30 protein-coding genes are annotated in these 25,965 nt (G+C 33.6%); 24 read left to right on the forward strand and 6 right to left on the reverse strand.

Going from position 1 to position 25,965, the window contains the following annotated elements; translation table 11 throughout:
- Positions 1–353: 353 nt before the first annotated feature.
- The 3 genes from KTQ83_RS04885 to KTQ83_RS04895 all read right to left on the reverse strand — a co-directional run bounded on the left by KTQ83_RS04885 (position 354) and on the right by KTQ83_RS04895 (position 1,616).
- Positions 354–836, reverse strand: a complete 483-nt coding sequence (locus KTQ83_RS04885; RefSeq protein WP_186999104.1) for a hypothetical protein — start codon at positions 834–836, stop codon at positions 354–356.
- A gap of 70 nt (positions 837–906) precedes the next feature.
- On the reverse strand, positions 907–1,152 hold the full coding sequence (locus KTQ83_RS04890; RefSeq protein ID WP_217256152.1) for a hypothetical protein: 246 nt from the start codon (positions 1,150–1,152) through the stop codon (positions 907–909).
- A 212-nt stretch (positions 1,153–1,364) separates the two neighbouring features.
- Positions 1,365–1,616 carry a hypothetical protein gene (locus KTQ83_RS04895; RefSeq protein WP_186999106.1) on the reverse strand — a complete coding sequence of 84 codons (252 nt, stop codon included), beginning with the start codon at positions 1,614–1,616 and terminating at the stop codon, positions 1,365–1,367.
- Between the two features lie 201 nt (positions 1,617–1,817).
- Here KTQ83_RS04895 and KTQ83_RS04900 point away from each other — a divergent pair, with 201 nt between their 5' ends.
- The gene (locus tag KTQ83_RS04900) at positions 1,818–2,339 is read left to right on the forward strand and encodes a hypothetical protein (RefSeq protein WP_217256153.1); all 522 of its coding nucleotides are present in this window, start codon (positions 1,818–1,820) and stop codon (positions 2,337–2,339) included.
- Positions 2,340–2,489, forward strand: a complete 150-nt coding sequence (locus tag KTQ83_RS04905) for a hypothetical protein (protein ID WP_217256154.1) — start codon at positions 2,340–2,342, stop codon at positions 2,487–2,489.
- A 136-nt stretch (positions 2,490–2,625) separates the two neighbouring features.
- Here KTQ83_RS04905 and KTQ83_RS04910 read toward each other — a convergent pair whose 3' ends face one another.
- The gene (locus tag KTQ83_RS04910; protein ID WP_117924124.1) at positions 2,626–3,513 is read right to left on the reverse strand and encodes a LysR family transcriptional regulator; all 888 of its coding nucleotides are present in this window, start codon (positions 3,511–3,513) and stop codon (positions 2,626–2,628) included.
- Positions 3,514–3,650: 137 nt separating this feature from the next.
- Here KTQ83_RS04910 and KTQ83_RS04915 point away from each other — a divergent pair, with 137 nt between their 5' ends.
- The 16 genes from KTQ83_RS04915 (at position 3,651) to KTQ83_RS04990 (ending at position 19,382) form a co-directional block, all read left to right on the forward strand.
- Positions 3,651–5,648, forward strand: a complete 1,998-nt coding sequence (locus KTQ83_RS04915; RefSeq protein WP_217256155.1) for an oxidoreductase — start codon at positions 3,651–3,653, stop codon at positions 5,646–5,648.
- 23 nt (positions 5,649–5,671) lie between these two features.
- Complete coding sequence (locus KTQ83_RS04920; protein WP_117924128.1) at positions 5,672–6,544, forward strand: shikimate dehydrogenase; 873 nt, start codon at positions 5,672–5,674, stop codon at positions 6,542–6,544.
- Between the two features lie 26 nt (positions 6,545–6,570).
- Entirely contained in the window at positions 6,571–7,776 is a 1,206-nt protein-coding gene (locus KTQ83_RS04925; protein ID WP_217256156.1) for an MFS transporter, read from the forward strand.
- Positions 7,777–7,844: 68 nt separating this feature from the next.
- Positions 7,845–8,369 carry a TRAP transporter small permease gene (locus KTQ83_RS04930; RefSeq protein WP_117924132.1) on the forward strand — a complete coding sequence of 175 codons (525 nt, stop codon included), beginning with the start codon at positions 7,845–7,847 and terminating at the stop codon, positions 8,367–8,369.
- Positions 8,369–9,661 (forward strand): TRAP transporter large permease, encoded by a 1,293-nt coding sequence (locus KTQ83_RS04935; RefSeq protein WP_217256157.1) that lies wholly within the window; start codon positions 8,369–8,371, stop codon positions 9,659–9,661. Before KTQ83_RS04930 ends, KTQ83_RS04935 begins: the two co-directional genes overlap by 1 nt.
- Before the next feature lie 9 nt (positions 9,662–9,670).
- Positions 9,671–10,690, forward strand: coding sequence for a TRAP transporter substrate-binding protein (locus tag KTQ83_RS04940; protein WP_186999110.1), 1,020 nt, complete (start codon positions 9,671–9,673; stop codon positions 10,688–10,690).
- 3 nt (positions 10,691–10,693) lie between these two features.
- Entirely contained in the window at positions 10,694–11,455 is a 762-nt protein-coding gene (gene aroD, locus KTQ83_RS04945) for a type I 3-dehydroquinate dehydratase (protein WP_186999111.1), read from the forward strand.
- A gap of 86 nt (positions 11,456–11,541) precedes the next feature.
- Positions 11,542–12,540 (forward strand): SPFH domain-containing protein, encoded by a 999-nt coding sequence (locus tag KTQ83_RS04950; RefSeq protein ID WP_217256158.1) that lies wholly within the window; start codon positions 11,542–11,544, stop codon positions 12,538–12,540.
- Positions 12,540–12,734 carry a type II toxin-antitoxin system antitoxin gene (locus KTQ83_RS04955; RefSeq protein ID WP_117573687.1) on the forward strand — a complete coding sequence of 65 codons (195 nt, stop codon included), beginning with the start codon at positions 12,540–12,542 and terminating at the stop codon, positions 12,732–12,734. The genes KTQ83_RS04950 and KTQ83_RS04955 overlap by 1 nt, the downstream gene beginning before the upstream one ends.
- Before the next feature lie 133 nt (positions 12,735–12,867).
- A complete protein-coding gene (locus KTQ83_RS12625; RefSeq protein ID WP_217256159.1) occupies positions 12,868–14,064 on the forward strand; it encodes an ATP-binding protein in 1,197 nt (398 codons plus the stop codon).
- 89 nt (positions 14,065–14,153) lie between these two features.
- Positions 14,154–14,825 (forward strand): Bax inhibitor-1/YccA family protein, encoded by a 672-nt coding sequence (locus KTQ83_RS04965; protein WP_117924142.1) that lies wholly within the window; start codon positions 14,154–14,156, stop codon positions 14,823–14,825.
- An 82-nt stretch (positions 14,826–14,907) separates the two neighbouring features.
- Complete coding sequence (locus KTQ83_RS04970; RefSeq protein WP_217256160.1) at positions 14,908–15,969, forward strand: carcinine hydrolase/isopenicillin-N N-acyltransferase family protein; 1,062 nt, start codon at positions 14,908–14,910, stop codon at positions 15,967–15,969.
- A gap of 4 nt (positions 15,970–15,973) precedes the next feature.
- Complete coding sequence (locus tag KTQ83_RS04975) at positions 15,974–16,396, forward strand: MarR family winged helix-turn-helix transcriptional regulator (RefSeq protein WP_217256161.1); 423 nt, start codon at positions 15,974–15,976, stop codon at positions 16,394–16,396.
- An 87-nt stretch (positions 16,397–16,483) separates the two neighbouring features.
- Positions 16,484–17,359 (forward strand): YitT family protein, encoded by an 876-nt coding sequence (locus tag KTQ83_RS04980; protein WP_244975777.1) that lies wholly within the window; start codon positions 16,484–16,486, stop codon positions 17,357–17,359.
- Complete coding sequence (locus KTQ83_RS04985) at positions 17,356–18,165, forward strand: Cof-type HAD-IIB family hydrolase (protein WP_117924150.1); 810 nt, start codon at positions 17,356–17,358, stop codon at positions 18,163–18,165. Before KTQ83_RS04980 ends, KTQ83_RS04985 begins: the two co-directional genes overlap by 4 nt.
- Positions 18,159–19,382: a BaiN/RdsA family NAD(P)/FAD-dependent oxidoreductase gene (locus tag KTQ83_RS04990; RefSeq protein WP_117924152.1), complete on the forward strand. Its 1,224-nt coding sequence runs from the start codon at positions 18,159–18,161 to the stop codon at positions 19,380–19,382. Before KTQ83_RS04985 ends, KTQ83_RS04990 begins: the two co-directional genes overlap by 7 nt.
- Here KTQ83_RS04990 and msrA read toward each other — a convergent pair.
- Together msrA and KTQ83_RS05000 are read right to left on the reverse strand one after the other, a co-directional pair.
- Positions 19,379–19,873 carry a peptide-methionine (S)-S-oxide reductase MsrA gene (msrA, locus tag KTQ83_RS04995; RefSeq protein ID WP_117924154.1) on the reverse strand — a complete coding sequence of 165 codons (495 nt, stop codon included), beginning with the start codon at positions 19,871–19,873 and terminating at the stop codon, positions 19,379–19,381. The two genes, KTQ83_RS04990 and msrA, sit on opposite strands and share 4 nt — an antisense overlap.
- Positions 19,870–20,622, reverse strand: coding sequence for a hypothetical protein (locus tag KTQ83_RS05000; protein ID WP_217256163.1), 753 nt, complete (start codon positions 20,620–20,622; stop codon positions 19,870–19,872). The genes msrA and KTQ83_RS05000 overlap by 4 nt, the downstream gene beginning before the upstream one ends.
- 88 nt (positions 20,623–20,710) lie before the next feature.
- Between KTQ83_RS05000 and KTQ83_RS05005 the strand changes: the two genes are divergently transcribed.
- Genes KTQ83_RS05005 through KTQ83_RS05030 form a run of 6 tightly spaced genes read left to right on the forward strand, consistent with a single transcriptional unit; the run spans position 20,711 to position 25,943 of the window.
- Positions 20,711–21,796 (forward strand): helix-turn-helix domain-containing protein, encoded by a 1,086-nt coding sequence (locus KTQ83_RS05005; protein WP_117924158.1) that lies wholly within the window; start codon positions 20,711–20,713, stop codon positions 21,794–21,796.
- Positions 21,756–22,343: a CDP-diacylglycerol--glycerol-3-phosphate 3-phosphatidyltransferase gene (gene pgsA / locus KTQ83_RS05010; RefSeq protein ID WP_286162746.1), complete on the forward strand. Its 588-nt coding sequence runs from the start codon at positions 21,756–21,758 to the stop codon at positions 22,341–22,343. Before KTQ83_RS05005 ends, pgsA begins: the two co-directional genes overlap by 41 nt.
- Positions 22,343–22,837, forward strand: a complete 495-nt coding sequence (locus tag KTQ83_RS05015) for a CinA family protein (RefSeq protein ID WP_217256164.1) — start codon at positions 22,343–22,345, stop codon at positions 22,835–22,837. Before pgsA ends, KTQ83_RS05015 begins: the two co-directional genes overlap by 1 nt.
- Positions 22,819–23,835 (forward strand): recombinase RecA, encoded by a 1,017-nt coding sequence (recA, locus tag KTQ83_RS05020; RefSeq protein ID WP_117924162.1) that lies wholly within the window; start codon positions 22,819–22,821, stop codon positions 23,833–23,835. The genes KTQ83_RS05015 and recA overlap by 19 nt, the downstream gene beginning before the upstream one ends.
- Before the next feature lie 40 nt (positions 23,836–23,875).
- On the forward strand, positions 23,876–24,487 hold the full coding sequence (locus KTQ83_RS05025) for a cysteine hydrolase family protein (RefSeq protein ID WP_186999118.1): 612 nt from the start codon (positions 23,876–23,878) through the stop codon (positions 24,485–24,487).
- 10 nt (positions 24,488–24,497) lie between these two features.
- Positions 24,498–25,943, forward strand: coding sequence for a nicotinate phosphoribosyltransferase (locus KTQ83_RS05030; RefSeq protein ID WP_217256165.1), 1,446 nt, complete (start codon positions 24,498–24,500; stop codon positions 25,941–25,943).
- The last annotated feature ends 22 nt before the right edge of the window (positions 25,944–25,965 follow it).

The raw sequence follows: 25,965 nt of genomic DNA on the forward strand, positions 1-25,965 counted from the left end.
ACTATTATTATACGCTATTTCTCGTCAAAAATCAACCATTTGTTGTGACAGAGCCATTTTTATACATAACTTCATCCTTCTTTTAACTTACAATTCCCATGCTTCTTCATTAATGTCAATCCATTCATCCTCAAAAAGTATTGCATTTTTAACTTCTTCTTCACCTTCATTTTCATAAATTAAATCCAAGTATTCTTTATTCATATTTATCACCTCTTCATCATGATATCATATATTTGTATTGTACGCGAGTATTTTGTTACATCTATTATGTTGCTATTAATGTACGTTAGTTAACTCAGTGATATAATGCATAAAAAAAATCACCTTTATATAAAGTGATTTCTTTTATTCTATTCTTTTTTTTCTAGATATTCTTCTACTAATTTATATATATCTTGTTTTATATCTTTATTCAGTTTATTCATATAGGGTGTTAACTTTTCGTTATTCATATATACATCAACTAAACATTTAAAAACTTCTTTATCGCTTAGTTTAACTTCTAGATTATCAATAGATATTCTTTTAGATACCAAAATTTTTAAAAATCTCTTATTTATATAGTATTCATTTAACCCCTCTATATCTAGTAATAATTTTGATAATAACAAAAGAGGGCGTAAAGAAGGATTATCTCCTAAATCGTTTTCTGATTCTAAGATAAATTCGACACTAGAATTATCAAATTTTACTGGAGTAATTATATTTTTATAATTTCTTGCATGTCTAGAAGCTTCATTAAATACATCAATACATTTTTCAATCTCTTTTGAATAAGTAACTAAATTGTCAATTTTTTTTGCAGTTGTTATACAATATCGATATTTATACATATACTTAATCACCCACCCAAAATTTAAAATATCATAAAAGTACTTAAAATTCAATATGATAGTCATCTTGTTAAATTTCTTTAGCACTTTCTATCATAATCTCCTCACAAATAGTGAATAATTCTTTTTCATAATATCCTAAAGTTTCCACAATCTCTCCACTTAATAAACAAACTATCAAATATTTAAAGCTATAATATTCGTCAGCTTGTTCACAATATATATACTTCCTATCATTAAATTTGCATTCAAAGTATAGAATTTCTTTTTCTCCAACTAATCGCTTATTATACTTCAATGGACATATAATGGACATATATTGTTAAAAATAATAGGATTATCTGTACCTTTAGCACTATAGTTTTCTATTAAGCAAACATCACTTAATACCAAGGCACAATCATATTCAATTCCCAACAAATATTTAGCTACCTTGCTTTTCATATGCAACGCATAAATCGGATAATCCATTTTTAAAAGTGCTTCATAATCTATACTATATCTCCCCTTATTTGTGTAATGAGGAAGTTATTTTATATCATCTATGTTTTCCAATGCCAAGTTATTGTTATTTATTCTAAAGCAAAAATAATCATATTTACTTACACTATTCATGTCATTATCATCACGCCATTTTCTCCATCCATTTTTAGACTTTAAAGAAAATCCAATCAAGCTAAACTTTGGTATATTTAAATTTTTATCATTTTTAAATAGTTCTCTATCATAATGCTCAGAACCAAAATAAACATACATATTAGTATCTAGTTTTTTTTCCATTTTTTCACCTTTTTTCTATACACTCATTATAACCTATTAATTTTAAAAAAATGGCATACAATTTTGCATACCATTTTACAAGTCAATATTCTACTTTTTAAAATTCTAGGCGCAAATCAGGCGTAAAAACAAACAATTCAAACTTATTTATACTTCAAATAAGCCTTTAATTATCGTGTTTTTTTTATTATTTCTTCATGTGTGGAAAGTGAAGAACTTCCTTTTCGTGCAACTAAAGATTTGGATATTGCTTTAATTGTTGAATCCATTACGTATGAATTTGGCAAAGTGTTTTGGAAATATATTAAAGAAGCCGAGTATTCACATATAAATAAGAGTACTCAAAATGCTCAATTTTATCGTTTCACATCACCGAAAAGTAATGAATATCCATTTATGATCGAAATCTTTTCAAGAAATCCAGACTATATAATTTTAGAGGATGATGCATATCTAACTCCACTTCCAATAGATGAAGAAGTATCAAGTTTATCAGCAATTCTTTTAAATGAAGAGTATTATGAATTGTTGAAAACTGGACAAATAATTGTAGATGGAATTCCGGTGCTTAGACCAACATGCTTGATACCATTTAAGATGAAAGCTTATCTTGATCTGTCTATGCGAAAGAAAAATGGGGAACATGTCGATAGTAAAAATATAAAGAAACATAAAAATGATGTTTTTCGATTAGCTCAAGTGATTGCATTAGATACTAGATAAATGGTTAGTGCAGAAATTCTAGAAGACATGAAGCAATTTTTGGGATTGGTTGAAAATGATAATGTAGATTTAAAGACAATAGGGATAAAAGAAATTTCATATAAAACAATGATTGAATTACTATATCGATGTTATTTTACAAAGGATTAATACATATTATTTCAATAATTTGACCTTGTATACTTTAGTACATTGGCTTTAGCGGGTGTTACTTTCTAAAAAAACTGTATTTAATATGAAAATTTATTATTAGACTAAAAGAAGAGATCGATTTGTGATCTCTTCTTTAATCTATATTGGAGTTTTGAACAATGAAGTTACAAAATGAATGCACAGCAGGAGGTGCATATCTATTTTTTACTGTAGCCATATAAATAATACGTTTCTTTTGTGGATTCTTGATTTTTAACTTCTTTAAATGGAAATGATCAATCATGGGAATGTTTGGTACAACTGCTACACCATAGTTAATATCAACTAAACCAAGGATGGCGCTGTCTTCTTCGACTTCAAACAGAATGTTTGGATCGATATTGTTGGAATGAAATAAATCATCAATCAATGGTCTTAATCCACTGTGCTTACTATAATAAATAAAATATTCATTTTGAAGTTCCTGCAAATCAATTTCATTCTTTAAAGCCAATGGATTTAATTTTGATACTACGACAACTAATTCTTCCGTTGTGATGGGAACAAAATTGATATTATTTCGATTTTCTTGATAGGAACAAAGAACTAAATCGTACTTTTCTTCTTCAAGACCATCCAATAAGGCACTTGTGCTTCCTTGTTTTAAAGTGAATTTAATCTTACTATTGTTTTTATCAAAGTGGAAATGTTGAATTAAATGTGGAACATAACGATATCCAAGTGTATAAATAAAAGCTAGGTTGATCCATCCTTGATTAGGGGAAGTGATGGCATCAATCTTTTTTTGTCCAAGTTCAATTTCACTCAAGCCTTTTGTGACATATTCATAGAAAATTTTACCATATTTTGTTAGACGAATGTTTCTTCCTTGTTTTTCAAATAAGTAACAATTTAATTCGTTCTCTAATTGCGAAATGGCATGGGAAAGGGAAGGCTGAGTAATATCTAACATGTTGGCAGCTTGTGTATAGTGTTCAGTTTCAGCAAGCATTTTAAAGTAATATAAATGGTTAAGATTCATGGTATCCTCCTAGATTTAGTATAAATGAATGTATAGAAAAAATCTATAAATAAATAGATAAAACGTAATTGTTTCAATATGTTTAAAAAATTATAATAAAGATGTCTTGTGAATTAGTTAACATTTAGGAGGGAAAAATGGGAAAGTTTAATTCATTATTTCAACCATTAGAAGTCAGAAGATGTACAATTCCAAACCGTATTGTTATGACTCCAATGGGGACAAACTTCGCAGAAAACACAGGGGAAATGAGTTTTTTGCACATTGATTATTATGAACAAAGAGCACAAGGTGGAGCTGGTTTAATCATCGTTGAAAACGCATGTGTTGATTATCCGGCAGGATCAAATGGAACAACTCAGTTACGTTTAGATTTAGATAGCTACATTCCTAGAATGTTCAAATTAACGGAAACAATCCACAAACACGACACTAAGATTGCCGTTCAGTTAAACCATGCAGGTGCAAGTGCTGTTGCTGAAAGAATCAACATGCAGCCAGTATCTGCTAGTGATTTACCAAATAAAAAAGGTGGAGCAATTCCTCGTCCTTTGACAAAAGATGAAATTTATTCAATTGTTGAAAGCTATGCCAAAGCGGCTAAGCGTGCTCAGATTGCTGGATTTGATGCTGTTGAAATCCACTGTGGACACTCTTATTTAATTAGTCAGTTCTTATCACCATTAACGAATAATAGAACAGATGAATTTGGTGGAAGCTGTGAAAACCGTGCGCGTTTTGCATCGTTGATTTTAAAAGCTGTACGTGAAGCAGTTGGACCATTCTTCCCAATCTTGATTCGTATTAGTGCAGATGAATTCTTACCAGGTGGAAATACATTGGAAGATACTTTACATTTATTAGAATACTTCCAAGAAGAAGCTGATATTGTCGATGTTTCTTGTGGACTTGTAGATTCAATTCAATACCAAATTGATGCCAACTACTTAAAAGATGGTTGGAGAACTTATTTGGCGACTGCGGTTAAGGAAAAATTCAATAAACCAGTTATTACAGTAGGTAATATTCGTGATCCAAAAGTCGCAAATAAAATTATTGAATCTGAACAAGCAGACTTCATCGGTTTAGGACGTCAATTTGTAGCGGATCCTCAATGGCCATTAAAAGTGAAAGAAGGACGTTTAGATGAAGTTCGTAAATGTATTTCTTGTAACATCGGATGTAGTGGTCACCGTATTGGATTAAATCGTCCAATCCGTTGTACAATCAACCCTAGTGTAAATGAAGGGGAAGCTTATAAGAACCAAAAAGTAAAGAAACCATGTAATGTTGTCGTTATTGGTGGAGGTACTGCAGGTCTTGAAGCCGCATGTACAGCTGCAGAAGTAGGGTGTATGACATTCTTAATTGAAAAAGAAGATCATTTAGGTGGATTGAGTGTTGAAATTTCTAAAATTCCAGAAAAGAAACGTTTAAGAGATTTTCCAGACTACTTGATTCGTCGTGCTAGTAAATTGAAAAACTTAATCACATTCACAAATACAGAAGCTACAATTCCATTGGTAGAAGCTTTAAAACCAGACGTAATTGTCAACGCAACAGGATCAACTCCTTTATTACCTCCAATTACTGGATTGCGCGAAAATATTGATCGTCCACAAAGCGGCGTAAAAGGAATCTTAGGCATGATCAACAATATCGATAACTATCCAATGGATATGGAAGGAAAAAAAGTTGTTGTTGTCGGTGGGGGAGCCGTAGGTCTTGATGTAGTTGAATTCTTCTCAAATCGTAAGGCTGATGTTTCTATCGTAGAAATGCTTCCAGTTGTAGGTAAAGATTTAGATATCGTTACTAAAGTAGGTACATATGCATTATTAGAAAAGAATCATGTAAATATCTTAACATCAACAGCACTGCAAGAAGTTCATCCAGATCACTTTATTGTAAAACGTAATGATCAAAACGAACAATTAGACTTTGATTATGGATTCGTTTGTTTAGGAATGCGTAGCTATTCACCATTGATGAAAGACTTAACAGAAAGTTTTGAAGACAAAAACGTAGAAATCGTTAATATTGGTGATAGCGTTCGTGCTCGTCGTATCATTGATGGTACAGCAGAAGGACGCAACATTTTAAACACATTAAAAACAAAGGGATACTTAGAATAAAATCACTTTAGGAGGAAAAGAACATGAGTGAAAGAATTACAGGACACACAGAATTAATTGGGTTGATCGCATACCCTATTCGCCATTCATCATCACCAAAGATGCACAATGAAGCGTTCGCAAAATTAGGTTTAGATTATGCTTATCTTGCATTCGAAGTAGATAATGATACTTTGGAAGATACAGTTAAAGGTTTTAGAGCTATGAAAGTTCGTGGATGGAACGTATCAATGCCTAACAAAACTGTTATCGGAAAATACTTAGATAAATTGACTCCAGCTGCTGAAATGTGTGGAGCTGTAAATACAGTAGTAAATGACAATGGTGTATTAACAGGAACTATTACAGATGGTGTTGGATACATGAAAGGTTTAAAAGATGCGGGAATCGATGCGATTGGTAAGAAAATGACAATTGCTGGAGCTGGTGGAGCTGCAACAGCTATTGAAATTCAAGCTGCATTAGATGGTGTTGCTGAAATTTCAATCTTCAACCGTAAAGATAAATTCTGGGCAAATGCTGAAGAAACTGTTGAAAAAATCAACAAAAACACAAACTGTAAAGCTAAATTATTTGATTTAGATGACAAAGAAGCATTGCGTAAAGAAATTGAATCAAGTTACATCTTAACAAATGCGACTGGTATGGGCATGAAACCTTTAGAAGGACAAACTTGGTTACCAGATACTTCATTCTTACGTGAAGACTTGATTGTAACAGATACAGTGTATGCACCTGCAAAAACTAAATTGTTGGAAATGGCTGAAAGTGTTGGATGTAAAACATTAAATGGTTTCCCAATGATGCTTTACCAAGGTGCTGCAGCATTCGAACTATGGACTGGAAAAGAAATGCCAGTCGATCACATTAAAAAAGTAATGGGATTTGATTTTTAATTAGAGAGTATAGGAGAAAAGAGAATATGAAAGATAAAAAATATTTACCTTCCGTCCTTATTATGTACTTGAACTACTTTATTCATGGTGTTGGATGTTCAGTACTTGGACAAGCTGTGATTAAAGAATCACTTGCGACAAGCTGGGGATGTGACCCAATGTCAATCACAAAAATTTCGGCTGCATTAGGACTTGGACGTTTAGTCGCTCTTCCTTTTGCGGGTCCATTATCGGATAAATTGGGACGTAAAATTTCTATGTTTATTGGTGGATTAAGTTATGCTGTATATATGATTGGTTTAGTCTTCGCATTTAATGCAGGAGCAAACGGAGGATATACAATTGCCTATGTATGTGCCATCGTTGGTGGTATCGCAAACTCATTCTTGGATACAGGAATCTATCCTGCCGTTGCAGAGGCAATTAGCGATGCACCTGGTGTTGCAACAATGGGAATCAAATTCTTCATTTCAGTTAGCCAAATGTTCTTGCCATTCTTCTTAGGTATGGCTGTAAGCACAACAGCGACTGGAGCTACTTCTTATAATCACTTATTCTGGGTTTGTGGAATTGCTTATCTAGTACTTGCAGCGTTGATTCTATTCTGCCCGATGCCAGATACAGATTCAGCAAATGGAGAAAAGAAACAAGGCTTAATTGCCAGCATGAAAGAAACACACTTCTCAATTGAATCTATCGCAATGATTTTAATCGGATTTACTTGTACAGGAACATTCCAATTATGGTTAAACTGTGCACAAAACTTTGCGAAAGATGTTGCAGGATGGGCTGATCCTAGCGCTATGCAGACATACTATTCAATGGGAACTATGATTGCTTTAGTCGTGACTTCATTCTTAATTCGTAAAATTAAAGATGTTCGTTTCATCTTGGCGTATCCAGCTATTTGTTTAGCTATGTTGATCATTGTATTGGTTGCTCCAAGTCAGACAATGTGTACAATCGGTGCATTCGTAATTGGATGGGCTGGTGCCGGTGGATTACTACAAATTGCTACATCCGTATGTAATATGATCTTCCCTAAAATTAAAGGTACAGTAACTGCATTGGTTATGATTGCTTCAAGTCTATGTAACTATACAATCTTAACAGCTGCAGGTAACATGACACCAAGTGGCGTTATGACAATGAATATTGTATTAACCGCAGTTGGTGTATTACTTGGATTATACGTAAATTTACGATACAAAAATTTAGTTGCGCAAGATTAATTATGAATAAAATGCGGTACAAAAGTACCGTGTTTTTGCTAAAATAATGAAAAAAAGGATGTGATAGATTGAAAGTTATAAAATTGCTCGACGACAAGTTAGAGGAAATTCTACTTATTGTATTGCTTGTGGCAATGGCATGCATTATGGGAATTCAGGTGTTCTGTCGCTATGTACTGAATTTTTCTTTAAGCTGGTCTGAAGAACTCACAAGATACATGTTTATCTGGTCTTGTTTTATCAGTATTAGCTACTGCATTAAACGATGGATTTCCATTAAGGTTGATCAAGTTATCAATATGTTTCCTAAAAAAGCTTATGTATTTGCACAATTATTGTTAAATATATTGTTATTTGTACTCTTCTTTTATTTGAGTATTCATGGATACAAATTTTTGATGTTATCAATTGCCTCAAAACAGACAAGCCCTGCTTTACAACTTCCAATGCCATACGTTCAATGTGCGCCATTTGTTGGATTTGTTTTGGCCACAATACGTTCTTTTCAACAAATTATATGTGAAGTAGAGAATGTGAAACGTATGTTGAATAATGAGAAAATTATTGATCAAGATCCAAGGGAGGGAAGATAATGTTAGCTATTGCCGTATTTATATTATTTGTTGTGCTTTTATTATTGTCCGTTCCTATATCATCTACTCTTAGTATTGTTTCTTTGGCCCCATCTATATTAGATCCTAACTTTACTATTTCACCAGAATACATTATTCGTGCTATGTTTGGAGGAATTGATTCCTTTCCGCTATTAGCCGTTCCTATGTTTGTGCTTTCTGGTATCTTGATGGCAAAAGGTGGCGTAAGTAAAAAATTATTTGATGTGTTTTCTTTCTTTATTGGAAAAAGAACTTCCGGAATGCCATGTGCTGCGATTATCACATGTCTATTCTATGGTGCTATTTCAGGAAGTGCTCCTGCAACAGTTGCAGCTGTAGGTAGTATGACGATTCCTTTGCTTGTAAAACTTGGTTATGATAAGACGTTTGTCACAGCCATTGTTGCGGTTGCAGGAGGCCTTGGCGTCATCATTCCACCAAGCATTCCATTTATCTTATATGGTATGGCAAGTGGTACGAGTGTAGGAAGAATGTTTATGGCCGGTATTGTTCCAGGCTTATTGATTGCTGCATTATTAATGATTTATGCCTTCTACTATTGTAAAAAGCATGGAGAAGATAAAGATAAAATCGATGCAGAAGTAAATGCTCTTCATGATAAAGGATTTAAGAAAGTGTTCTTTGATAGCTTTTGGGCACTACTTACACCTGTCATCATTTTAGGATGTATCTATTCGGGTGTGGCAAGTCCGACAGAAGCGGCCGTTATATCAGTTTTCTATGCTTTATTTCTTTCGTTATTTATCTATAAATCTTTGCATGTAAAAGATTTATATGATGTATTTGTAGAATCTATCAAAACATTTGCACCAATCTTATTTATTCTTGCCTCGGCCGTTGCATTTTCAAGAATTATTACACTACTTCAAATTCCGGATACAGCGGCAAACTTTATCTTGAATACAATTCATGAAAAAGTAGCTGTATTGATTGTAATCAATATCTTGTTGTTGATTGTAGGTATGGTAATGGATACAAGCCCCGCTATCTTGATTTTGACACCAATCCTACTTCCAATTGCTCAAAGTGTTGGTGTAGATTCGGTACACTTTGGAATCATTATGGTTGTGAACTTAGCCATTGGCTTTGTGACACCACCAATTGGAATCAATTTATTTGTAGCTAGTTCTCTAGTGGATATTCCAGTAATGAATATTGCGAAAAAAGCATTGCCATTGATTGGTTTCTTCTTTATCGCTTTGTTATTGATTACATTTATTCCACAAATTTCACTGGCATTAGTCGCATAGGAGGTACGTATGAAAAAAATAGTATCAATTTTAATTTCTATGATAACTGCCTTTTCATTAACGGCTTGTGTTGCTAAAGAAGATGATCCTGCAAAGGCAAGTCAATCTTTTCCTTGGATCATTGCCAATGATTCACCAGCCGATACAGTAACGGGTATTTTCACAAATAAGTTTGTTGAAGAAGTAGAGCGATTATCGAATGGACAAATTCAAATCAAAGCTTATCACAACGGCACTGTTGGTGGGGATAGAGAGCTTGTAGAAAGCTGTATAAATGGAGATATCCCATTTGTAGTACAAAATACGGCTCCTCAAGCTAACTTTATCGCAAAATTAGCGATTTTCGATTTACCTATGGCTTATACGAATATTGAAGATTTAAGAAGTACTTTAGATGATGAAGAGTTTATGAAATTAATCAATAAAGTATATTCTGAACATAGTGTAAGATTGCTTGCGATGAGTGATCAAAACTTCCGTGTCATGACGACAAATAAAAAGATTGAGTCTATAGAAGATTTTAAAGGGCAAAAGATTCGTACAATGGAAAACAAGTATCACTTAGCCTTCTGGCAGGAAATTGGAGCGAATCCTACGCCAATGGCCTTTAGTGAAGTGTACATTGGTTTGCAGCAAGGAACGATTGATGCGCAAGAAAATCCATATGAAGTCATTGTATCTGGAAAAATCTATGAGCAACAGGATTATGTTGTGAAGACCAATCATTTACCACATTTACTTTCTATGATCGTTAATGAAGATTTTTATAATCATTTGTCAGATAAGGACAAAAAGATTGTAGATCAAGCAGCCCAAAATGCACGTGATTATTCGCGTGAACAATGTGATAAACGTGTATCGAATCGTTTAAATATCATTAAAGAGAGTGGTACACTAGAAATCAATTTATCACAAGAAGTTTTAAATGAAATGAGAAACCGTTCAAGTTCAATTTATGAAGATATCAGACAACAAGTCGGTGATGCGTTGTTTGATGCATATACAAAAAATATGAATAAAGGAGAATAAAAAATGAATACGGTAACAATGAAAAATGTTGAATTTGGTGCAGGTGTACCAAAGATTTGTGTTCCTATTTGTGGAAAGAGTAAAGAAGATGTTTTAGAACAAGCTAAAATTATTCTTGATACACCAGCTGATATTATTGAATGGCGTATGGATTGGTTTGATGGTGTTGAAGACACAAATGAAGTAGTTGAAATGGCAAAAGAATTGCGTGAAGCATTTAAAGAAACTCCAGTATTAGCTACTTTCCGTTCTAAAAAAGAAGGTGGAGAATTAGAAGTATCTACTGAATACTACGTAGAATTAAATTGTGCAGTTGCCAAAAGTGGATATGTAGATGCAGTGGATGTTGAATTATATACTGGGGATTCAGAAGTTGAAACGATTGTAACGACAGCGCATGAAAATGGAGTAAAAGTAATCATGTCGAACCATGACTTCTTTAAAACACCATCTAAAGAAGAAATCATTTCTCGTTTGTGTGCTATGCAAGAAAAGGGTGCAGACATTCCTAAGATTGCAGTTATGCCTCAATCTAAAAAGGATGTATTGACATTATTATCGGCTACAAATGAAATGGTAGAAGAACATGCCGATCGTCCAATCATCACAATGTCTATGGCAGCAACTGGTGTAATTTCTCGTTTAGCTGGTGAAGTGTTTGGTTCTTGTTTAACTTTTGGTGCAGCTAAAAAGGCGAGTGCTCCAGGTCAAATGGGTGTAAATGATCTTAAGACAGTTCTTGAAACTTTACATAAAAGTCTATAATTTTTAAAGGTGGGTCATTCCCATCTTTTTTATTATTGACAACAGATATCAAAATGATATCATATAGGTATCAGGAGGTGCTTATCGTGACAGAAAAAGTTTTAAGCAACAAAAAGAATGGCATGGCCATGATGATATTGTGGATCGTTTTATATCTTGTAGCCTTGTTGGTGACAATACTTGGTGCAGCATTAGTTTGGCCATTCTTTATTATTGGTGTTGTATGGCTATGTATTGGTTGGATTCCATTTCTTGGTTTAAAAGTATTAAAGCCACAAGAAGCTTTAGTCTTAACTTTGTTTGGTAAATATGTAGGTACTTTAAAAGATGCTGGATTCTACTATGTTAATCCTTTTTGTCAGGCTGTGAATCCTGCCGCAAAGACAAAATTAAATCAGAGTGGCGATGTGGATGATGGTACGAAGAAAAGTATTTTCCAAGCTCAAAATAATGGAACGGTAGAAATGGCTTCTAAAAAAGTATCTTTGAAAATCATGACTTTAAACAACAACCGCCAAAAGATCAATGATTGTTTAGGAAATCCTGTTGAGATTGGAATTGCCGTTATGTGGCGTGTGACAGATACCGCAAAAGCTGTATTTAATGTAGATAACTATAAGGAATATCTTTCTTTACAATGTGATAGTGCATTAAGAAATATTGTGCGTATTTATCCTTATGATGTAGCTGAAAATGTAGATACAACAGGAGATGGTATTGCCGATGAAGGAAGTCTTAGAGGTTCTAGTGAAGTGGTTGCCTCTAGAATTCGTGATGAAATTCAAAGTAAAGTAAAAGATGCAGGCATTGAAATCATTGAGGCCAGAATCACATACTTAGCTTATGCACCAGAAATTGCAGCGGTAATGTTACAAAGACAACAGGCAAGTGCTATCATTGATGCACGTAAGATGATTGTGGATGGAGCTGTTGGTATGGTTGAAATGGCATTGGATCGTTTGAATGAAAATGGGGTTGTAGAATTGGATGAAGAAAGGAAAGCGGCTATGGTTTCTAACTTGTTAGTCGTACTTTGTGCAAACCATGATGCGCAGCCAGTTGTCAATTCTGGTAGCTTATATTAATGGAAAAGAAACAGATTCCTTTGCGTCTTTCAAAAAAATTGTATGATCAAATTGCTTCATGGGCAGAAGATGATTTTCGCAGTGTCAATGGACAAATTGAATATTTGTTGACAGAGTGCGTGAAACAAAGAAAAAAGAATGGCAAATACGTCAGTGATACGATGGATGAGCCTATTGAATTGGATATTAAGTAAGAGAGTGTAGAAATACATTCTCTTTTTAATATGAAAAAGTTTATAAACTAAGATAGTTTTTAAGGTATACCATGAAAAACTATTTAAAACACATAACAATTTTTGGTATACTTGTAATAAAGAAGGTGATGTTGTGATTATTAATAGACCAAATTATATAGAAGCTATAACTCCATTTATTGAACAACCCTTAGTGAAAATCTTATCTGGTATAAGGCGTTGTGGAAAATCAACAATCTTTGAGATGTTGAAAGAAGAATTGATTTTGCGAGGTGTTGAAGAGAAATGTATTATCAGTAAAAGATATACAGATATGGATATAGCGCAAAATATTACGGCTAAACAAATGTATGATGAACTTGTTTGTGCAACAAAGGATAATGCATATTCATATTTGATTTTAGATGAGATTCAAGAAATATCGGGATGGGAAAAAGCGGTGAATTCTTTGTTAGAAAAAGGAAATTTCGATATTTATGTTACTGGATCAAATTCAAAATTAATGTCGAGTGAAATCTCAACTTATCTAACCGGAAGATATGTACAAATACCTGTATATACGTTGTCGTTTAGTGAGTACTTAAAATTTAAATCTAAGAGTCAATTATCAAAAAGAGAGTTGCTAAATAAGTATATACGATTTGGCGGTTTTCCTGTTGTCGCATTAAATGAGTATGAATCAAATACGGCATATCAAATTGTGAATGGTATATATTATACCGTTGTTTCTAGAGATATCGTAAATCGTCATCGCATTCATAAACAAGAATTGTTTGATCGTGTTGTAAAATATGTGGTAGAAAATACAGGCAAGACATTCTCGGCAAATTCAATTTCTAAATTTTTAAAGAGTGAGAATCGACAACTTTCAAATGAAAGTATATATAATTATTTAAGATGTTTAGAACAAGCTTTTATTATTTATCCTTGTAGGCGATATGATTTACAGGGTAAAAACATTTTGAAAACACAAGAAAAATATTATTTGGCCGATGTTTCATTGAAATATGCCTTGTTTGGATATAATCGAAATATGTTAGATGCTGTAATGGAAAATATTGTATATTTAGAACTAAAAAGACGTGGCTATGATGTATACGTTGGAAAATTAGGATCTAAGGAAATCGATTTTGTCGGTATTTTAAGAGATGAAAAAATCTATGTACAAGTCTGTGTTCAATTACCTGAAAATTCAGATCGTGAAACTGCGAATTTGAAGGATATCCCAGATAATTATCCTAAGTATGTTGTAACATTGAATGATTTAGACGTTGGAAACGATGAGGGAATTAAAATCGTACATCTGCAAGATTTCTTATTGCAAGATTGATGGATATAATAGTCATTTTGATCGAGTTGTATATTGTAATGTATATATAAAAAACATAAAATACTCTAAAAATAGGAGGTAAATAATTTATGTATACAAACAATTATTCAAATTCAGTAAGTACAAATTCATTATATAAAGTATACAGTTGGATGATGGTAGGCCTTGGAATTACGGCAATCACTTCGGCCTTGTTGTATGCTTCTGGCATATTCATGCTTATTATTCAGATTCCAATGATTTCATTATTGTTGTTCATCGTACAAATTTCGTTAACGATTTCAATGGGACGTCAATTATCACGTAATACACCCGCTTCTAAGATGAAGACGATGTTTATTGTGTATTCACTTACAATGGGAATCAATATGACATCATTGGCTTATGTATATAGTGCTGGACAGATTGCAGCAGCCTTTGGCATTAGCGCTATCTACTTTGCATGTTTAGCTATTATTGGAAAGACGACTAAAATGGATCTTAGTAAAGTGGGAAACATTTGTTTGATTGGTTTGATTGCGATGATTTTTAGTCAATTTTTCTTCATGCTATTTAGAGTTAGCATGGATGTACGCTTATGGAGCGTGATTGGCCTATTATTATTTACCGGACTTACAGCTTGGGATATACAAAAAATGAATTATATGTTGAATGGGTATGAAGATGAAAAGATATCGATTTATATGGCGTTACAGCTTTATTTAGATTTCTTGAATATCTTCTTATACATTTTACGATTATTAGGACGTAGAGATGATTGATTCATCTCTATTTTTTATAGTTGACAATGTAAACTAATATTGTATACTTTAATAGTTCACTGAATGAACTAAAGGAGTATGTATGAAATTATTAAAGAAAATAGGAATTACTATATTATGTTTATTATTGATTTGTGGAATAGGAATTGTTTGTCTGTTTCATAATGAATATAGCTCATTAAAATCATTAAAAAAAATTGATGCTTATCCAATGTATACAATGGATTATAGTGCGGATTATGGATTGGATGAGTTTTTAGAAAAAGGTGCAAACAATGATAAAGAGCTTGTCGAATTTGTGGTGAATCATGTAATGAAGGGGTTACCATTAAGTATTAAGATTCCAGATTTAGGTTGTTCTACATTTATTGCACAAAATAAAGATTCAGGATATCTATTTGGACGCAACTTTGATATGGATTATTCGCCAAGTGTATTGGTAAAGACAAAGCCTAAAAATGGGTATGCTTCTGTTTCAATGGTGAATTTAGGATTTGTAGGATATAATGAAAAACATTTACCAGATACATTAAAGGATTCATTGGTAACTTTGGCAGCACCTTATGCACCACTCGATGGAATGAATGAAAAAGGTCTTGCGGTAGGGGTATTATTGATTGATACAACTCCAACAAATCAGAATACCAAAAAGGTAGATATCACAACGACAACAGCCATTCGAATGATGTTAGATAAGGCAAAAAATGTTGATGAAGCATTAGCATTATTATCTTCTTATGACATGCATTCAAGTGCCAATAGTTGTTACCATTTCCAAATTTGTGATGCATCCGGAAAGAGTGTTGTTGTTGAATATGTGGATGATGAAATGAAAGTAGTATATCCAGACAAGAATTATCAGTGTGCTACGAATTTCTTGCTTACAAATCCAGATGCAGAATTTAATTTTGGCCAAGACCGCTACCAAATTATTGATGAAAAATTAAGCTCCACAAAAGGAGTGTTGTCAAATACCGAGGCTATGCAGCTTTTATCCGATTGTTCGCAGGATGCACATAAGAATAAGCAGGGAAAAATCTCAAAGACACAATGGTCTTGTGTATATGATTTAAAGAACAAAAAGGTAACGATTTGTGTGAATCAAAATTATAATGCGAAATACACAATTTCTGTGCTAGAATAAGGTTATGAAAAAGAATGAACAAGTATTAGAAGCATGGCTTCAAATGACGACTGTCATCAATAATGAGAGAATCACTTCAGATTTACCTTATAATGAATCGATGATTTGTCGTTATTTATATCAAAATCAAGATGAAAATGTAACGGCAACGGATTTATGTAACTATATGCGTATGCAAAAATCGCAGATGAATCGTACGCTTACAAGCATGGAAAAAAAGGATTTGATTATGCGTATTCGTAGTGAACAGGATACTCGTAAAATCTATATTACATTAAATGATTCAATGATTCAGATTTATAAAGCTCAACATGAAAAAATTTTAGGAATCGTAGATCAGTTGTTTGATAAGATTGGTTATGAAAAACAACCAGAAGTGATTGAATTATTTGATTTGATTACGCAAACCGCAAAAGAGATGTTGTAAAGATAAGCTGGGCAATCCAGCTTTTTTCTTTTGTTTCATAAAGCCTTCTTTTTTGATAAAATATAGATGGTGTTTGGGGAGACTTTTATGAAAAAAACAAATTATGTAAAAGATGTATTGGTTGTTTTATTAGGAAACTTTATGGTAGCAATATCAGTTGCTTTTTTTGTTTTACCAAATAATACATTAACCGGAGGCGTAGCTGGTGTCGCCGTGGCATTAAAACCTTTATTGCCATTTATACCATCCGTATGGCTAATCAACATATTGATGATCGGACTCTATATTGTTGGCGCAATTTTTTTGGGGAAGGCGTTTGCATTGAAATCATTGATTTCAACATTTAGTTATTCATTCTTTGTCTCATTACTAACATATGTGACAACTTTATTTCCCAAAGACACATTTGTCATGCAACCCATGTTGGCAAGTATTTATTGTGGGTTGATTTCGGGAATCGGTTTAGGTTTATGCTTTAGAGTAAACGCAAGTACTGGAGGTATGGATATTCCAGCCTTGTTGATTCATAAGTATACCCATATTTCTTCAGGAAATTCAGTCATGATCATTGATGCTCTGACTGTATTGTTGGGAATGTCTACATATGGTGTAGAACCAGCCTTGATTGGAGTCCTTTCTGTATTTACATCGGGATTTGCGATTGATAAAACAATTTTGATTGGTTCAAGTACGGCAATCAATTGTATGGTTATTTCAGATAAATGGTTTGAAATTAAAAACCATGTATTAAACAATATGGAGCGTGGTGTTACAATTTTAGAAGGTAAGGGTGGATATACAAATGAATCTAAACCAGTATTGATGATTGTAATTCCACAAAAAATTTACAGCAATTTAGAACATGAAATTATGCAGTTAGATCCAAGAGCCTTTATTATTGTGAATAGTGTTCATGAAGTTGATGGCGAAGGATTTACTTATGAATTGGAGGATTTAAAGTGACAACAAAATTAGTGATTTGTGACATTGATGCCACATTAGTCAATGAAAAGAAAGAATTAACACAGCGGACAAAAGAAGCTTTGATCAAGCTTCATGAAAAAGGTGTTTATTTTGGGATTGCCTCAGGACGCCCTGTGGATGAACTAAAACGAAATAAAGTTTATTGGGACTTGCCGTTTGATTTTGATTTTGTGATGGGCATGAATGGTGCAGAATTATGGGATGGCGTACATCAAAAATTCTATAGCTATTTTATGATGAAAAAGGAATGGTTAAAAGAAACCATGGAAATCATGAATGTTGTTGAATGCAATCCAATGATATATTGGGATGGAAAGATTCGTTGTGTTCATATTGATGATTGGATGATTCATTCAGCTTCGACATCTCATAAAGAATTGGAAGTTGTAAAATTAGAAGATTTCTATGCACATGAAAACGCAAAAATCATGTTTCGTATGAAAGAAGAAGATATGCCTAAGGCGGAAGCTTGGGTAAAAGAACATCCAAATCCTTATTATCATGGTTTTAAAACGCAAACAACATTATTGGAATTTTGCGATAAAAGAATCAATAAGGGATATGGTTTACAGAAAATATGCGAATTGAATAATATAAATTTAAAGGATGTCATGGCTTTTGGAGATACATCTAACGATAATGATATGTTAAAAGTAGCAGGATGTGGTGTTTGTATGATCAATGGTACGGATGATACAAAGGCTTGTGCTGATGCCATCACAAAACAGGATAATGAGCATGATGGATTAGCTATCTATTTAGAAGAAAGTGGGATTTTATGTTAAAAGTATGCGTAATTGGTGGAGGACCATCTGGATTGATGGCTGCCTATACCGCAAGCTTAGTCGGTCACCAAGTGGAGTTGTTTGAGAAAAATAAACAATTAGGAAAGAAGTTGCAACTTACAGGACATGGACGTTGTAACGTTACAAACAGTTGTTCAAAGGATGAATTTTTCAAGCATATTGTGCATAATGAAAAATTTCTATATAGTCCTTTCTCACAATTCTCTAATTTGGATATGATTCAATTTTTAAAATCCAATGGTTTACCTACCGTTGAAGAAGATCATGGGCGTATGTTTCCTGGTTCGAATTCAAGTCAGGATGTTGTTTTATTGTTTGTGGAATTATTACGCAAAAATAATGTGATTCTACATATGGATGAAGCATGTACAGATTTAATGGTTGAAGATGATAAAGTTGTTGGAATCAAAACAGATAAAGGTTTGTATTCGTTCGATGTAGTGATTGTTGCGACAGGTGGAAAGTCTTTTGTGTCGACTGGAAGTAGTGGCGATGGATATAAATGGGCGCATACATTAGATATCAAAGTCAGTGATTTATATCCTGGATTGGTTTCTTTACGAACAAAAGAAATCTTTGATTTAGCAGGTCTTTCTTTGCAGAATGTGGGTATTCAAGCAAAGAAAGATAAAAAAGTTTTATATAAACATTTGGGAGACATTTTGTTTACTCATGAAGGTTTTAGCGGACCAGGTATTTTGTCCATGTCAAGCTATGTGATTAATAAAAAACCTGACAAAATCATATTTGATTTAATTCCAGATAAATCAATTGATGAAGTGGATGCATTTTTACTAGAAAGAATGAATCGTTCTTCAAATAAACAATTGAATCACATACTTGAAATGATGATTCCTAAGAGATTGGTACAATATATCATGGATCGTTTAAATGTTGATGATTCTTTAAAAGCCAATGAAACAACGAAAGCACAAAGAAGAAGTATTAGTGAATTATTGAAATGTTTAGATTTTGAAGTGTCTAGTTTTGCCGGATTTGATCAGGCTATGATTACTGTGGGTGGAATCAAGACAAATCAGATTCAGCCTCAGACAATGGAATCTAAGAAAATTAAAGGCTTAAAGTTTGTGGGTGAAGTATTGGATTTGGATGCACAGACAGGAGGATACAATTTACAGATTGCCTGGACAACAGGATATGTTGCGGGATGCACAATAAAAGAAGGGGCTAATTAAAGTCCCTTCTTAAATTTTGATGCAGGAATGTGACAATAGGCACCTGGATTTTTATCCAAGTATTTTTGATGGTATTCTTCTGCGTTAAAAAAGTTTCTTAATGGTTCAACTTCGACCGCTAGTGCTAAATCATATTTCTCTTGAATTTCATTGTATTTCGTTTGGATTGTTTTTAAATCGGTCTCACCCAAATAATAAATGCCTGTACGATAGGAAATGCCAATATCTTCACCTTGTTGATTGACGGATACTGGATTAATAATGTCAAAGTATAAGTCTAAAATCTTAGAAAGTGAAATCACGTTGTCATCATATTGGATTTCTAATGTTTCTGCATGACCTGTAAGTCCTGCTTTCACATCTTTATATTTCGGGTTTTCACTATTTCCATTTGCATAGCCAACGGTCGTCTTTAGAATACCATCAAATTGATCGAAATAGTGCTGCACACCCCAAAAGCAGCCTCCAGCTAAATATATTGTTTTTATCATTTTAATTTATAATATTTTCCTTTCGAATCTTTTTTATAGCGCCCAACTTTTTTTGCGTAGTCACTCTCAATCCATTTGGAAAGTTTACACTTCTTTTGTTTGTTCGCTAAGATGGGCATTAAATACTTACTTAAATCATCAATAGATGCATAGCGGGTATTGATTTTTGGATATTTCTTTAATGCTTCTATTACCTCTTCATCGCGTGCTTCATTTGGCTTTGAGGTATTTGTTTGTTTCTTTTGTTTTTGTGTCTGTTTTGGTTGAGACTTAGGCGTTTCTTCCTTTAAAGGCAACAAGAACGGGTCTCTTGTCTGTAAGATTTCAATGTCGATGTCTTTTCCTTGGAACAACAAGGCTTGCTTAATACCTTGAAATCCTTGATCATTTGTGACAAGAAGAATTTTTTTAGGGACTATATTGGCAACAATTTGTCCAAGTAAAGTAGCGCAATAGATGTCCGCAAAATTCTTTTGGCTTTGGTGTGTATTGAAACAATAAGAATTTGGGAAATCCTGGGCAATCGCAAAGATTTGTTGCCAGCACTTTAGCCCTATTTTTTCAAAGTTTCCAAAGAAAAAGAAGACGCTAGGACTTGTGGCTTTTAGTGTGTTTGTGTCAAATTGTTGAACATTTTCACAGTCAATACAATAGAGTGTGTAGTCTTCAAAATTATCGATTTTAATATTTTGTGGAGAGAAACTCATGCATTGAGAAAATGTTCCAATTGAAAAATTAAGTTGTGACATTTCATTCATCCTTTCGTAAATAATTATAGCACATCGTGGTATTCTTGTTTTGAATTTGTTATAATAAACTTCAAAGGGAGGAGTTTTAGTGGCTTATTATCACATCTTAAAAGAGCGTCGAACAAATCTAAAACTTTCCATTCAGGATGTTTCAAATCAGACGCGTTTAGCGCCTCAATATATACAAGCAATCGAAGAACACAACCTTGATGTTTTCTCCGATGACCTATCTTTCGTTCGCTATTTTGTGCATGCCTATTCGGATGCGATTGGCGTAAATTGGCAGGCCATTTCAGATGAAGTTGATGTGGATGTCAATGAATTTGCGCATCAAAGAGACATGGCTTTAACTATGGCACAAAGACGTATGGTTGAACAAATGGCGAGTGTTCAAAAGACAAAAAAGACGACTAAGAAAAAGAAAAAAGCATCTTTAGGATGGTTTCAAAAACATGTCAGTAGAACAAGTTCTTCATTGAACGCAAACCAGACGAAGATCATCAAAATGCTTGCCCTGATTGGAATCATTGGATTAGGAGTTTTATCCTTGATCAATGTGGGATTGCGTTCGATTTCAAATCAAAAACTAGCAACGCAGCAAGAGCTTCGTGAAGAGCAATTGTCTAAAAAAGAACAGGAGACAAATAAACTCGCAAATCAGCGTAAAAAAGCTAAAGAGGCTCAGGCTTTAGTTGTTGATAAAATTAGCGATGAAACCAACGCATATCAGCTTTCGAATATTCAATCGGATGTAAAAACATTGGATTTAAGTATTACGTTACCGACAAAGACAAAAATTACTTTGAAAAAGAATGATGAAACAATCAATGACACTTCAAAAGTATATACTGGCACATTCAATCAGAGCTTAGAATTATCCGATGATTGTACTTTTGAAATTAGTATTGAGACATATTCAGATAATAGTATTTCTATTGATGGAAAAGAAATTTCTTTTGATAAAGAGGGTTGGAAGCAGGGGGAGCCTGCCGTTATCACACTACAAATTGGTAAGGGATACCAAAAACCTGTTGAAGAATATGAAACTGAATATGAGGATAGTGACTATGGTTACGATTATGATTATGGTTACACAGATGAAGATCTATATGCACAAGGGGAGGATGTAACTTATGGCCAAGATGAATATACCGAACAGACTAACAATTATTAGAATTTTATTGGTACCTGTTGTTGTGGCTGTATATTTATGTATGGACCCGACTATTGGTGTTATAGATGAAGCAAGTGGTCTTGCACTACGTGATGTGATCGCATTTGTGATTTTTGCGGTTGCGAGTATTACAGATTTCTTTGATGGAATGTTAGCAAGAAAGAACAATTGGATTACTTCTTTTGGAAAATTTGCGGATCCTATCGCAGATAAGATGTTAGTGAACACAGTTTTGATCTTGATGGTTTATTTTCATCAAGCCAATGTGATTGCGGTATTACTTATGATCGCAAGAGACTTGATTGTTGATGGCTTACGAATGAGCGCAGCTAATTCTGGTGAAGTTGTAAGTGCAGGTATTTTTGGAAAACTAAAGACAGTACTACAAATGTTTGCACTTGTATTCTTGTTATTGAAAGATTGGCCGTTTGTCTATATGGGTATTTGTATGGACCAAATATTGTTATGGGCAGCAACAGTGGCTTCTTTATATAGTGGATGGATTTATTTCAACCAATTGAAAAAATATGTTTTGGAGACTATGTAATGACTGAGGCAAAACAACTTGTTTCTTTATGTACAGAAAATCATTTGACTATTTCTAGCTGTGAAAGTCTAACGGCTGGCCTATTTACGAGTACGATTGCTTCAATCCCTGGGGCAAGTTCTATTTTAAAAGGTGGTTTAGTGACTTATTTTACACCAATGAAAAGTGTATTAGCTCATGTGGATGTGAACTTAATTCAAAATTATGGTGTAATTAGTGTAGAGTGCGCCTATGCCATGGCCAAAAACACAAGAGAAATTATGAATGTGGATTATTGTGTGTCTTTTACAGGCAACGCAGGTCCGAGTGCTTGGGAAGAAAAACCAGCAGGAAGAGTCTATTGCGCTATTGCTTCTAAAAAAGCGGTTCGTGTATATGGTTTTCAATGTACAGGTCTATCTAGAAATGATGTAAGAGAACATGTTGTTTGCCAGATGATAGATATATTGATACAAACAATTCAAAAGGAGAATATATGCCAAAAGAAAAAGTAGAAACAAATAAAGATAAACTTTTAAGTGATGTACTAACAGAAATCGAAAGGGAATATGGTAAAGGTTCTGTCATGAAATTAGGTGATAGAGCAGCCGTAGATATTGAACCCATTCCTTCTGGAAGTTTATTATTGGATGATGCTTTAGGTATCGGTGGATATCCAAAGGGAAGAATTATTGAAATCTTTGGTCCAGAATCAAGTGGTAAAACAACACTTGCTTTACATGCCGTTGCAGAAGTTCAAAAAAAGGGTGGTCGTGCAGCCTTTATTGATGCGGAAAACGCAATCGATCCAGTATATGCGAAAAATTTAGGTGTTAACATTGATGAATTAATTTTGTCTCAGCCAGATTCTGGGGAACAAGGTTTAGACATTATGTTGATGCTTGTTGAAAGTGGAGCTGTTGATTTGGTTGTCGTGGATAGTGTTGCAGCTTTAGTTCCACAAGCTGAATTAGATGGTGAAATGGGAGATAATCAAGTTGGATTACAAGCTCGTATGATGTCAAAGGCAATGCGTAAGCTTGCCGGAGCAATGAACCAAAATGATTGTACAGCTATTTTTATCAACCAGCTTCGTGAAAAAGTAGGAGTTATTTATGGAAATCCAGAAACAACTCCGGGTGGCCGTGCATTAAAATTCTACTCTTCTGTTCGTGTGGATATTCGTAAGGCGGATGCCATTAAAAATGGTACAGATATTGTTGGAAACAAAGTAAAAGTTAAAATTGTTAAGAATAAGGTAGCACCTCCATTTAAGTCTGCCGTATTAGAAATTATGTATGGCGAAGGAATTTCTTACATTAGTGAACTATTAGATTTATGTGTTGATGCCAATATTGTAAAAAAAGCAGGGGCATGGTTCAGTTATGAAGGAGAAAAAATTGGTCAGGGTAAAGAGGCTGCCAAAGCTTACATTAAGACAAATCCAGAATTCAAATCAATGCTTGAAGAAAAATTAAAGGAATTTAAAACAAACAAAGAAGTTGAAGAATAAGAGTTCTGCGTAGAACTCTTATTTTCGTTTAGAGGTATATATGGCACGTTTAGAAAAAAATAATTATAAATCCATTAAAAAAAATGAATTAAATGATCCCGTAGTATTTGTGGTGGATATGATCAAAGGCTTTGTGAATATGGGACCTTTACATGATGAAGTCATTGGCAATGTGGAAAAGAATATTGAAAATCTATTAACAAGCTTAGACTGCAACAATGTCTTTGTATGTGATTCTCATCCACCAAAGACGCGTGAATTCAATTCGTTTCCAACGCATTGTGTAATTGGCAGTGAAGAAGCTGAAGTAGTAGATTCTTTAAAGCCATTTGTGAAACACGTAATTAAAAAGAACAGTACGAATACATTTATGGCACCAGAATTTGAAGAGTTTCTAAATTCAGATTTGAAGTATTATCGTGATATAATTGTGACGGGCTGTTGTACAGATCTTTGTGTGCTTCATTTTGTGTTAAGTTTAAATACTTGGTTCAATGAACACAATATGAATGAATATCGTATTGTTGTGGTTGAAAACTGTACAGAAACCTATCATATACCAGAAGTACATGAAGCTACATTCTTTAATGATGTCGCATTCAGAATGATGGAAACGAATGGTATTCAAGTTGTTTCTGAAGTAAGGGAGTAAAGATTATAAAATGAAAGATAAGCGAAATTTAAGTTTAGTCATGGACTTTTATGAACTAACAATGAGTCAATGTTATTTTAATGATAATAAAGACAAAGAAGTCGTATTTGACTTATTCTATCGTAAAAATCCGGATGACGGGGGATATTGTGTATTTGCAGGTTTAGAACAAGTTGTGGATTATGTTTCGAATTTGCATTTTGAAAAAGAAGATATTGATTATTTGCGCTCATTAAACCAATTTAGTGAAGATTTTCTAGAATATCTATCAACGATTCGTTTTACTGGAGATATTTATGCGATTCCAGAAGGAACACCTGTATTTCCTCATGAACCATTGGTTCGTGTAAAAGCACCGATTATTGAAGCTCAACTTGTAGAAACGGCATTACTTTTGGCTATCAATCACCAGACTTTGATTGCGACAAAATCACGTCGTATTGTGCAAGCCAGTGAAGGTAGAGCGGTTATGGAATTTGGTGCACGCCGAGCTCATAACTTTGATGCAGCCATTCTAGGAGCTAGAGCAGCTTATATTGCAGGTTGTGCGGGAAGTGCCACTACGTATTCAGGAAAAGAGTTTGGTGTACCTGTACTTGGTACAATGGCGCACTCATTTATTCAAAGCTTTGATACCGAATATAATGCATTTATGTATTATGCCAAAACATATCCAAACGCATGTACTTTATTGATTGATACATATTCTACTTTAAAATCAGGTATTGTGAATGCCATTAAAGTAGCTAAGGATTATTTAGAACCCAATGGATACCGTTTAAAAGGTGTTCGTATTGATAGTGGAGATATGGCATATCTTTCTAAAAAAGTTCGTAAGATGTTAGATGAAGCAGGAATGAAAGATTGTAAGATTGTTGTATCCAATTCATTAGATGAGTACGTCATTGAATCTTTGATTCATCAACAAGGCGCTAAAATTGATTCGTTTGGGGTTGGTGAAAACTTGATTTGTTCAAAAAATTCGCCAGTATTTGGTGGTGTTTATAAAATGGTGGCACTTGAAAAAGATGGTCATATGATTCCAAAAATCAAAATTAGTGACAATGTTGAAAAAGTGACAAATCCAGGTATGAAGAATTTAAATCGTATCATGGACAAAGAAACAGGTATGGCTATTGCCGATTTATTGACATTAGAAGATGAAGTGATCGATACAACGCAAGATCTAACAATCTATCATCCAATGTCACGTTGGAAATACAAAGTGATTCCTGCCAATACATATACAGTACGCGATATGTTAGTGCCAATTTTTAAAGATGGTAAGCTAGTATATGATCTTCCAAGCCTAGAAGAAATTCGTGCATATAGTGAAAAAGAACTAGCTACAATTTGGGATGAAATCAAACGTTTTGTATATCCACAAGAATATTATGTAGACTTAAGTGAAAAGTTATTGAATCTTAAGTTAGAAATGTTGAAAAAGTATAAATAAAAAAAGAAACCGTCGTTTGACG

The sequence above is a fragment of the Holdemanella porci genome, assembly GCF_019052655.1.
Classification (GTDB): domain Bacteria; phylum Bacillota_I; class Bacilli_A; order Erysipelotrichales; family Erysipelotrichaceae; genus Holdemanella; species Holdemanella hominis.